Annotated in this window: 9 protein-coding genes and 1 pseudogene; 8 read left to right on the top strand and 2 right to left on the bottom strand. The window is 27.3% G+C overall.

The annotated features are described in order from the left end of the window. The first annotated feature begins 35 nt into the window (after positions 1 to 35). The 6 genes from Q5F54_RS06445 (at position 36) to Q5F54_RS06420 (ending at position 6,924) form a co-directional block, all read left to right on the top strand. A complete protein-coding gene (locus Q5F54_RS06445) occupies positions 36 to 1,361 on the top strand; it encodes an aminotransferase class V-fold PLP-dependent enzyme (protein WP_288526269.1) in 1,326 nt (441 codons plus the stop codon). Between the two features lie 216 nt (positions 1,362 to 1,577). After that, positions 1,578 to 2,741, top strand: a complete 1,164-nt coding sequence (locus tag Q5F54_RS06440; RefSeq protein ID WP_330644274.1) for a galactokinase — start codon at positions 1,578 to 1,580, stop codon at positions 2,739 to 2,741. Positions 2,742 to 2,767: 26 nt separating this feature from the next. Continuing rightward, positions 2,768 to 3,757, top strand: coding sequence for a UDP-glucose 4-epimerase GalE (gene galE, locus Q5F54_RS06435; RefSeq protein ID WP_281538980.1), 990 nt, complete (start codon positions 2,768 to 2,770; stop codon positions 3,755 to 3,757). A 9-nt stretch (positions 3,758 to 3,766) separates the two neighbouring features. Next, positions 3,767 to 5,263: a UDP-glucose--hexose-1-phosphate uridylyltransferase gene (gene galT, locus Q5F54_RS06430; protein WP_281538979.1), complete on the top strand. Its 1,497-nt coding sequence runs from the start codon at positions 3,767 to 3,769 to the stop codon at positions 5,261 to 5,263. A gap of 13 nt (positions 5,264 to 5,276) precedes the next feature. Next, a complete protein-coding gene (locus Q5F54_RS06425) occupies positions 5,277 to 6,281 on the top strand; it encodes a LacI family DNA-binding transcriptional regulator (RefSeq protein WP_281538978.1) in 1,005 nt (334 codons plus the stop codon). Positions 6,282 to 6,552: 271 nt separating this feature from the next. After that, positions 6,553 to 6,924 carry a hypothetical protein gene (locus Q5F54_RS06420; RefSeq protein ID WP_277231213.1) on the top strand — a complete coding sequence of 124 codons (372 nt, stop codon included), beginning with the start codon at positions 6,553 to 6,555 and terminating at the stop codon, positions 6,922 to 6,924. A 71-nt stretch (positions 6,925 to 6,995) separates the two neighbouring features. On the opposite strand, the gene Q5F54_RS06415 is transcribed toward Q5F54_RS06420, so the two are convergent. Further along, a complete protein-coding gene (locus Q5F54_RS06415) occupies positions 6,996 to 8,234 on the bottom strand; it encodes a DEAD/DEAH box helicase (RefSeq protein ID WP_281538977.1) in 1,239 nt (412 codons plus the stop codon). Between the two features lie 356 nt (positions 8,235 to 8,590). Between Q5F54_RS06415 and Q5F54_RS06410 the strand changes: the two genes are divergently transcribed. Both Q5F54_RS06410 and Q5F54_RS06405 read left to right on the top strand, forming a co-directional pair. Then, positions 8,591 to 9,535, top strand: coding sequence for an L-lactate dehydrogenase (locus Q5F54_RS06410; RefSeq protein WP_071120972.1), 945 nt, complete (start codon positions 8,591 to 8,593; stop codon positions 9,533 to 9,535). A 220-nt stretch (positions 9,536 to 9,755) separates the two neighbouring features. Further along, entirely contained in the window at positions 9,756 to 9,974 is a 219-nt protein-coding gene (locus tag Q5F54_RS06405) for a hypothetical protein (protein ID WP_071120971.1), read from the top strand. A 74-nt stretch (positions 9,975 to 10,048) separates the two neighbouring features. Here the strand turns inward: Q5F54_RS06405 and Q5F54_RS06400 are convergent. Continuing rightward, positions 10,049 to 10,254 (bottom strand): annotated as a pseudogene (locus Q5F54_RS06400) (hypothetical protein); the annotation flags it as partial.

Genomic DNA, 10,254 nt, shown 5'->3' with positions numbered 1-10,254 from the left:
TTGTCTACTTTTCTTCTAAAAAGGAGGTTTTTGTATTGTCAAGTTCAAGTAATAAAAAGCGTACAATAGGCGAAAAGAACTTAGACTATAGAAAAATATTTCTAGGAGTAGATGTTAAATTCAAACTAGAAAATGGTAAAAAACTTATACCTATTGGATTTGATAATGGAGCAACAACACCAGCTCTAAAATGCGTATTTGACGAGGTATATAATAATTTATTAATATATGGCTCGATAGGTAGAGGTCAAGGTCCAAAAGGCGAACTATCAACAAGAAAATATGAAGAGTCTAGAGATAAAGTGTTAAAATTTTTTAATTTACAAGACACAAATACTCATACAGTTATATATACAAAGACTACAACTGAATCTTTAAATATCTTAGCTAATATACTAATAAAAAATAAAAATGATAAAGTACTAACAACTAGAATGGAACATCATGCAAATGACCTTCCTTGGAGGAAAAATGCTACGGTTGAATATGTAGATGTAGATGAATTAGGAAGGATAAAAATAGAAGATATAGAAAATAAACTAAAAAAAGAAAATGGGAATATAAAAATAGTTAGTGTAACTGGTGCATCTAATGTAACAGGGTATATAAATCCAATACACGAAATAGCAAGACTTGCACATAAATATGGAGCAATAATTGTAGTAGATGGAGCTCAATTAGTTGCACATAAAGAAGTTGATATGAAAGGTAAAGATCCTTCAGAGCAAATAGACTTTTTAGTATTTTCAGCTCATAAAACATATGCACCATTTGGAAGTGGCGTAATAGTTGGTCTTATAAAATATTTAGATGTTAAAGAACCTTTTGTAAAAGGTGGAGGATGTGTAGATTACGTATTTGATGACAACGTAATTTGGAGTGAGCCACCAAGTTTACATGAAGCTGGAAGTCCAAATTTTATAGGAGCAATGGCTATGGTTAGAGCATTAGAAGAATTAAAAAAAATAGGATTTGAAAATATATATAATCATGAAAGAAAAATTAAGGACTACTTGATTGAAGAAATGAAAAAAATTGATAATGTAACAATATATGGAGATACTGAAAATACTGAAGATAGATTAGGTGTTATATCTTTTAATATAAAGAACAAAGATTGTTATAAAGTAGCTGATATATTTGCAAAAGAAAGTGCAGTGTCGCTAAGAGCAGGTAAGTTTTGTGCACATCCATATGTAGCAAGATTATTAAAAGTAAGTAATAGTTACGAAGAATATGAGAAAAATCTAGATGATGCTGATTTTGGCATGGTTAGGCTAAGTATAGGATTGTATAATACAATGGAGGAAGCAAAAATATTTATAGACGAGTTAAAGAGAATTGCATTGGATATATATTGAAAAAAGTAGCCAAAATTATGGCTACTTTTTTTATAAAATAAAAATAAAAAATTTTATAGGAAAGTGTTTACAGAATGATAGTAAACGATTACTATATAGATATAAGGTTATAGTAATCGTTTACTATAATGGTTATAAAAAGTATATAGATTAAAAAAGGGTTTATTTACTCTTATAAATTTAATAAAAAATATATTTAATCAAAGGAGTATTGAGATGATAAATAAGTTAAAAGCAGATTTTAAAAGAATATTTGAAAGAGAAAGTGAAGAAGTATTTTTCTCACCAGGTAGAGTTAATTTAATAGGAGAGCATACAGACTATAATGGAGGTCATGTATTCCCTTGTGCTCTATCATTTGGTACTTATGGAGTAGTAGCGAAAAGAAATGATAAAAATGTTAGAATGTATTCTTTAAACTTTGAAGATATAGGAATAGTAGAATTTAACCTAGATTCTATGGAATATAATGAAACACATGATTGGGTTAATTATCCAAAAGGTGTAGCAAAAGTTATACAAGATAAAGGCAATAACATAGAACATGGTCTTGATATATTAGTATATGGAAACATACCAAATGGAGCAGGTCTTTCATCTTCGGCATCACTTGAATTATTAATGGCAGTTATATTAAATGATACATTTAACTTTGGAATAGATACAGTAGATATGGTTAAATACTCTCAAGAAGCTGAAAATAAATTTATAGGTGTCAACTGTGGTATAATGGATCAATTTGCAATAGGTATGGGAAAAGATAGATGTGCAATATTACTTGACTGTAATACATTAAACTATAGATATAGTGAAATAAATATGGAAGGATACTCTATAGTTATAGGAAACACTAATAAAAGAAGAGGTCTAGCAGACTCTAAATATAATGAGAGAAGAAGTGAATGTGAAAGAGCATTATCTAATCTTCAATCTAAACTAAATATAAAGTCATTAGGTGAATTAAGTGAAGAAGAATTTGAAACTAATAAAGAATTAATAGAAAATGAAATAGATAGAAAAAGAGCAAAACATGCTGTATATGAAAATCAAAGAACATTAAAGGCTGTTAAAGCATTAGAAGATAACAACTTAGAATTATTTGGACAATTAATGGTTGGTTCTCACGTTTCTTTAAGAGATGATTATGAAGTTACGGGAATAGAATTAGATACATTAGTTAGTTTAGCACTTAAGCAAGATGGTGTAATAGGTTCTCGTATGACAGGTGCAGGATTTGGGGGATGTACAGTAAGTATAGTTAGAAATGAAAGTGTAGGAAACTTCATAGAAAATGTAACTAAAGGATATGAAGAAGTAATTGGATATGAACCAACATTCTATGTTGCTAGCATATCAAACGGAACTAGAAAAATAGGATAAATATAACTTATTAGGAGGAGATATAAATGTCAGTATTAGTTTGTGGTGGAGCAGGATATATAGGAAGTCATACAGTACACCAACTTATAAAAAATGGTGAAGATGTTATAATAGTAGATAATTTACAAACAGGTCATATGGATGCAGTTCATAAAGATGCAAAGTTTTGTAAGGGTGATATAAGAGATAAAGATTTTTTAAGAAGTGTATTTAAAGAAAATGATATAGAAGCAGTTATACATTTTGCTGCAAACTCTTTAGTTGGGGTGAGTATGACTGATCCTTTAAGTTACTTTGATAATAACGTATATGGAACACAGGTACTACTTGAAGTTATGGTTGAATTTGATGTTAAAAAAATAGTATTTTCATCAACAGCAGCAGTATATGGTGAGCCAAAGCAAATACCAATACTTGAAACAGATGTAACTAATCCAACTAACACTTACGGTGAAACTAAGTTAGCTATGGAAAAAATGATGAAATGGACTGATTTTGCTCATGGCATGAAGTATGTATCTCTTAGATACTTTAATGTTGCTGGAGCATTAGAAGGTGGATTTATAGGAGAAGACCATACTCCAGAAACTCATCTTATACCGCTTATACTTCAAGTTCCACTTAAGAAAAGAGAGTACATAACTGTATTTGGGGATGATTATGATACTCATGATGGTACTTGTATAAGAGACTATATACATGTTATAGACCTAGCTAATGCTCATATAAAAGCACTTAACTATTTAAGAGAAGGAAATGAAAGTAACATATTTAATTTAGGTAGTGGAAATGGATTCACTGTAAAAGAAATGATAGAAGCTGCTAAAGAAGCTACAGGTGAAGAAATAAAGGTTGTTATAGGAGAAAGACGTTTAGGAGATCCAGCAAAACTTGTTGCATCAAGCCAAAAGGCAAAAGAAATACTTGGATGGACTCCAGAATTTGATGATGTTAAGACAATGATAGGGGATGCTTGGAATTGGCACAAAAACCATCCAAATGGATTTAACAACTAGGGGGATATTATGAATATAAATTACGAAGTTAATAGATTAATAAATTTTGCAGTTCAAAATAATTTAATAGATGAGTTAGATGCAGTTTATGCATCTAACTTATTACTAGAAGTATTAAACTTAGATGAATTTGAAGAAGTTGAAGTTGATGAAAAACTTCAAACAGCAACACCAATACTTGAAAATATGTTAGACTATGCAGTTGAAAAAGGTATGATAGAAGATACAACAACTGAAAGAGATTTATTTGATACAAAAATAATGAATGCTTTAATGCCTAGACCATCAGAAGTAATAAAAACTTTTAATGAAAAGTATAAAAACAATAAAGAAGAAGCAACGGATTACTACTATAAAATGAGTATAGCTTCAAATTATATAAGAAAAGATAGAACTGATAAAAATATAGTTTGGAAAACTCCAACAGAATATGGTGATTTAGATATAACTATAAACTTATCTAAGCCTGAAAAAGATCCAAGAGATATAGCAAAAGCAAAACTTATGAAATCTACTTCATATCCTAAATGTTTATTATGTAAACAGAATGAAGGATTTAGAGGAAATATAAATCATCCAGCTAGACAAAATCATAGAATAATACCTATGGAATTTGCAGGAGAAAATTGGTTTTTACAATACTCTCCATATGTATATTACAATGAACACTGTATAATACTTAATGCAAAACATACTCCTATGAAAATATATAGAAAGACATTTGAAAACTTATTAGGATTTGTAGAAAAATTACCACACTACTTTGCAGGTTCTAATGCAGATTTACCAATAGTTGGTGGATCAATACTTTCTCATGATCATTACCAAGGTGGACACTATACATTTGCAATGGAAGTTGCTCCAATTGAAGAAACTTTTGAAGTTAAAGGATATGAAAATACTAAAGTTTATCGTGTTAAATGGCCAATGTCTGTTATAAGACTTAATGGAGAAAATAAAGAAGAAATCATAGATTTAGCAGAGCATATATTAGATAAATGGAAAAATTACTCTGATGAAAGTGTTGAAATACTACATGAAACAGATGGGGAGCCACATAATACTATAACTCCTATAGCAAGAATGAAAAATGGTAAATATGAACTTGATTTAGTACTTAGAAATAATCGCACAAATGAAGCTCATCCTATGGGAATATTCCATCCACATAGTGAAGTTCATCATATAAAGAAAGAAAATATAGGTTTAATAGAAGTTATGGGACTTGCTGTACTTCCTGCTAGACTTAAGGAAGAATTAAATACTTTAAGTGAACTTTTAGCTGCAGGAGTTAAAGATATAGATGAAAACAAAGAGTTAAATCATCATAGCTATTGGTATAAACATATAGTAGAAAATTATGACAATATAAATAAAGAAAACGTTGATAAAATACTTAGAGATGAAGTTGGTAAAAAATTCTCTATAGTACTTGAGCATGCTGGAGTATTTAAGCGTGATGAAGAAGGTATAAAAGCATTTAATAAATTTATAAACTCATTATAAGGAAATTTTAATTATGAAAACAACTATAGTAGATGTAGCAAAAGCTTGTAATGTTTCTGTAGCCACAGTGTCAAGGGTTATAAATGGAAATTATCCTGTAAAAGAAGAAACAAAAGAAAAAGTATTAAAAGTAATTGAAGAACTACAATATCAACCTAACACACAAGCTAGAGATTTAATAAAAAAGCAATCTAGTACTATAGGTGTAGTAGTTCCTAGTATTAGTAATATGTTCTTTACTAATGTTATAAATGGAATAGAGAGTTATTTTGAAAAATCAGACTACTCAATATTTTTATGTATAACTGAACATGATAAAGATAAAGAAATATCAAGAATAAATGAGCTTATATCAAGAAATGTAGCGGGTATAATAGTTGTTGACCCAGGTATAGATAATGTAGAATCGAAATATTTTGATAAAATAGCAAGATTCATACCAATGGTATTTGTAAATAGATATTCAGAAAGTTCACATATATCATCAGTATATAATGATCAGGAAAATGGATCAAGGCTTGCTATTGATTACCTTCTATCTAAAAGTCATAAAAATATTGCATTTATTCGTGGAGATAACAGTTATTCTTATGATATAAAAGAAAAAGTATATAAAGAAATGATGAAAGATATAAACAATTTCAAAGAAGAGTTTATAGTAAATATAGGTCATGGAAATAGTATACAAACAGTTAATAAAACTATGGAAAAGGGAATAAAGTTATTAAGTTTAAATAAAGATGTAACGGGAGTATTTGCTTGTAATGATCTTATGGCTATAGGTATTATGAATGCATGTAAAAAGCTTAATATAAATATTCCAAAAGATCTGTCTATAGTTGGATATGATAATATTGAACTTAGTGAAATGATAGAGCCAAAATTAACAACAATAGATCAAAATATGTTTTTACTAGGTAAAAACTCAGCTATATTATTAAATGAAAAGATAGAAAATAATAATAAATATAGCAAGAGTATAGTACTGAATAATCATTTAATTAAAAGAGATACTTAAAACCTATGGGGAAAATTTACCCCATAGGTTTTTTATATACAAGGTAATTATATTATAAAAATACATATGGAAAGACTCTGTATAATAGATATATCAATAGTTTTATAAGTGTAAAAAATTATATTTTAAGCAATGGATTTATCTGAAATTATTTGCTAATACATCGCTTAATCTAAGCGTATTTTGTATTTATAAAAAAATTATAAAAGTTAAGGTTAAGTTAAGGTTAAAGCTAATACTAATATAAACAAAATAATTTAAGGAGGACAATATGAAACTAAATAAGAAAAACATAATATTAGCATCAATATTAGGATTAACATTAATAAGCTCTAATTTTAATTTATCCAATGCACAAGAGTTAAGCACAGAACCAAAAAATTCATGTGAGCAACAACATCCAAATGGTAAGATGATGCATAGAAGGAGCATATTTAAGGAAAGTGTAGAAAAATTAGAAGTAGAAGGTGTTCTTACTCAAGATGATATAAAAAGTATAAAAGAGTATTGTAAAGAACAGATGATTAAGAAAGAAAAAGAAAAATCTATTGAACAAGTTGAACAAATGGTTAAAGATAATGTAATAACTAAAGAAAAAGGTGAAAAACTTAAACAAGCTATAACAAATAGTAAAGGAGAATAATAAGAAAAGGAACTCTTGATAATAATTCAGAGTTCCTTTCTATATATTAATGTATCATTAGATTTTTAACATTACTTCTTATTTGATTTTTTAGTTTTATTAGATTTATTTTTTATATCTTTCTTAACAGATTTACTTTCTTTAGAATCTTTAGGTTTTCTAGTTTGTTTAAATGCAGCATCAACAAGTTTACCTTCTCTTAAATCTTTTTTCTTTATATCTATATTAAAGTTTCTCTTGTAATCTCTTATAGTAGATAGATTTTGATTAGTAACGATTGATATAGCATCACCTTTTCTATTTCCTCTAGCAGTTCTACCACATCTGTGAACATATTCATTTTTTCCTAGTGGGAAATCTAAGTTAAATACATGAGTAACATCAACTATATCAAGACCACGAGCAGATAAATCTGAAGAAACTAATATTTTAGATTTTCCTATTTTAAAGCTATTTAAAGCATTTTTTCTATCTTCTTTAGTCATTCTACCATATATACCAACAGCTTTGTAGCTATGATAGTTTAATTTTGCAGTTATAACCTCTATACTATCTTCGTCATTAACAAAAACTATTGCACGTTTTGGATTAGTAGCGGCGATAGCTTTTCTAAGTAATGTAAACTTATCACGTCTATCTCCATGTAAATACATATGATTTATATTTGGATTTATAGGCTCTTCATCTATTTTTATAACTTCAGGCTCTTTCATTACATTGTTTAATATATCTAAAGCGGTTTCATTTAAACTAGCTGAAAATCCTAGAAGCTGTCTATCTCTTAATGTAGTTTTAATTATGTCCTTTACAACTGATACATTATTTCCGCTAAGTAAGCTATCAACTTCATCAAGTATTATAGTTTTTATAGTGTGTGCTTTTAATTTTTTTTGCTTTATTAAATCTAAAACTCTACCAGAAGTACCAATTACTATATGAGGCTTTATAGCTTTTATATTTTTTATTTGCTTTTGAATATTTACTTCTCCTATTAAGGAAAATGCAGTAATCTCCAATTTAGAATTAGATGATAAAAGTTTTGCTTGCTCTGTTATTTGCATAACTAATTCATGAGTTGGAGCAAGTATTAAAACTTGAGTTTCTCTTTTTGTAGAATCTATTTTTTCAAACATTGGAAGTAAATATGATAGAGTTTTACCACTTCCAGTTTGTGCATTTACTATTAAATCTTTATTATCAAGTATTTTGTTTATAGTAAGGCTTTGAACCTTAGTAGGCTCTGTTATATTTTGTTTTTTTAAGCCAGCAATTAAATTATTATTTAAGTTTAATTCTTTAAATGTAGTCATATATTTCTCCTTAATTATTTATATATATCTAATTATACACATATTACATCAAAAATTACACTAAATAAAAGATAAAATAATATTTTATAATAGTAAGTTATTATAAAAATAATCTTTAATGTAGAAAAGTTATACTTAGTATTAACTATAGTATTTTGTACATAGTTAATATTATTATTAATAATTAAACTTAAATTTGTACAAAATACTATAAAGGCTAAATATCATTATATAATTAAATTTTAGATAAAATTTAATTAAAAATATCACAAGGTATAAAAAAATTTCATAAAATATGGTAAAATGGACAATGTATACAATTATTAATTCAAATACACTTTATAGGGAGGACAATAATGAAAAAGAATAAAGTTGTAATAGTTGGAACAGGTATGGTAGGTATGAGTTATGCTTACTCTATGGTAAATCAAGGTACATGTGAAGAATTAGTTTTAATAGATATAGATAAAAAACGTGCAGAAGGAGAAGCAATAGACTTAAATCATGGTCTTAGTTTTGCACCTAGAAAAATGAATATATATGCTGGAGATTATAGTGATTGTAAGGATGCATATCTAATATGTATAACAGCAGGAGCTATACAGCTAGAAGGTGAAACTAGACTAGATCTACTTCATAAAAACACTAAGATAATGAAATCTATTATGAGTGAAATAAAAAAATCAGGATTTGATGGTATAATATTAGTTGCTTCAAATCCAGTTGATATAATGACTTATGTTTGCTGGAAATTATCAGGATATGATAAATCAAAGGTAATTGGTTCAGGAACTACATTAGACTCAGCAAGACTTAGATATACATTAGGTGAACGATTAGATGTAAATCCAAAAGATATAAATGCATATGTTATGGGAGAGCATGGTGATTCTCAATTTGTAGCATGGAGTTATGCATTATGTGGAGTTCAACCAATATATCAAATAGCATCAAGAAAAGATAGTAAAATAAAATTTGAAGATTTAGAAAATATTGAAGATGAAGTTAGAAATATAGCTTATAAAATAATAGAATGTAAAAAATCAACATATTATGGTATAGGTATGGCTTTAACAAGAATAACTAAGGCAATACTTGAAAATGAAAATAGTGTGCTTACAGTATCATCATATTTAAATGGAGAGTATGGTCATGATGATGTATATATTGCCGTACCAAGTATAGTTAATGAAGATGGTGTAAGAGAAGTTATTCATCTTCCGCTAGATATTGAAGAGAAAGAAAAATTAGATAAATCTATTGAGATAATGAAAGAAAATATAAATAAGTTAGATATATAATAAAAATAAGAAGTTGAGATATTCTCAACTTCTTATTTTTATTATAATTATAAAAACTATTAATTTAAATATATATTAATTAAAAGTAGATATATTACTAGATTATTTTTATGTCGAAAATATCTTGCTCTATGAAAACGATACCAAAATTGCCTATATTTTCTAATTTTGATATAATTATCAAGGTAAAATATACAATAATAAAAGGTGGGGAACTAAAATGATAGGAAATAAGGAGAGCTTAATAGGCTCATTGTTAAATGGTGGGAGTGTATACAGATTAAAATGTAAAAATTGTGAATCTGTATCAGTTCAAATAACAGAAAATAGTGAACCAGATTATACATGTCTTGAATGTGGGGGTAGATGTGTTATATTTAAGGAATTTTTAGCAGATAAGGAAGACGTTATCTTCTCGATGATAGGGATAAGAGATTAAAATATAAATTTATAAGTATAAAATACCCTATATAGATAATAGTTATATATAAGCTATATAGGGTTATTATATGTTTATATTTTTTTTATATAATATACAATCATGATAATGCTTCCAAATAAAGCATCTACCATATCATTCATAGTGTCGGTAAGTCCTCCTTGTTGAGTATTCATTTTGAAGATTGTATCTAATGAATATTCGACAATTTCACAAATAGATGCAAATCCCATTGCAAAAAAGAATAGTAGAATTATTACTAATAATTTACTATTAAAAT

The sequence above is a fragment of the uncultured Romboutsia sp. genome, from assembly GCF_958366745.1.
In the GTDB taxonomy this organism is placed as follows: domain Bacteria; phylum Bacillota; class Clostridia; order Peptostreptococcales; family Peptostreptococcaceae; genus Romboutsia; species Romboutsia timonensis.
The sequence above is the reverse complement of the archived record's forward strand: the minus strand, read 5'-3'. Positions and strand labels throughout refer to the sequence as shown.

Bases quoted from the DNA above. Each gene is read 5' to 3' on its own strand.
- Q5F54_RS06440 (WP_330644274.1), top strand. From the start codon at position 1,578: ATGATAAATAAGTTAAAAGCAGATTTTAAAAGAATATTTGAAAGAGAA.
- galE (WP_281538980.1), top strand. From the start codon at position 2,768: ATGTCAGTATTAGTTTGTGGTGGAGCAGGATATATAGGAAGTCATACA.
- galT (WP_281538979.1), top strand. From the start codon at position 3,767: ATGAATATAAATTACGAAGTTAATAGATTAATAAATTTTGCAGTTCAA.
- Q5F54_RS06425 (WP_281538978.1), top strand. From the start codon at position 5,277: ATGAAAACAACTATAGTAGATGTAGCAAAAGCTTGTAATGTTTCTGTA.
- Q5F54_RS06420 (WP_277231213.1), top strand. From the start codon at position 6,553: ATGAAACTAAATAAGAAAAACATAATATTAGCATCAATATTAGGATTA.
- Q5F54_RS06415 (WP_281538977.1), bottom strand. From the start codon at position 8,234: ATGACTACATTTAAAGAATTAAACTTAAATAATAATTTAATTGCTGGC.
- Q5F54_RS06410 (WP_071120972.1), top strand. From the start codon at position 8,591: ATGAAAAAGAATAAAGTTGTAATAGTTGGAACAGGTATGGTAGGTATG.
- Q5F54_RS06405 (WP_071120971.1), top strand. From the start codon at position 9,756: ATGATAGGAAATAAGGAGAGCTTAATAGGCTCATTGTTAAATGGTGGG.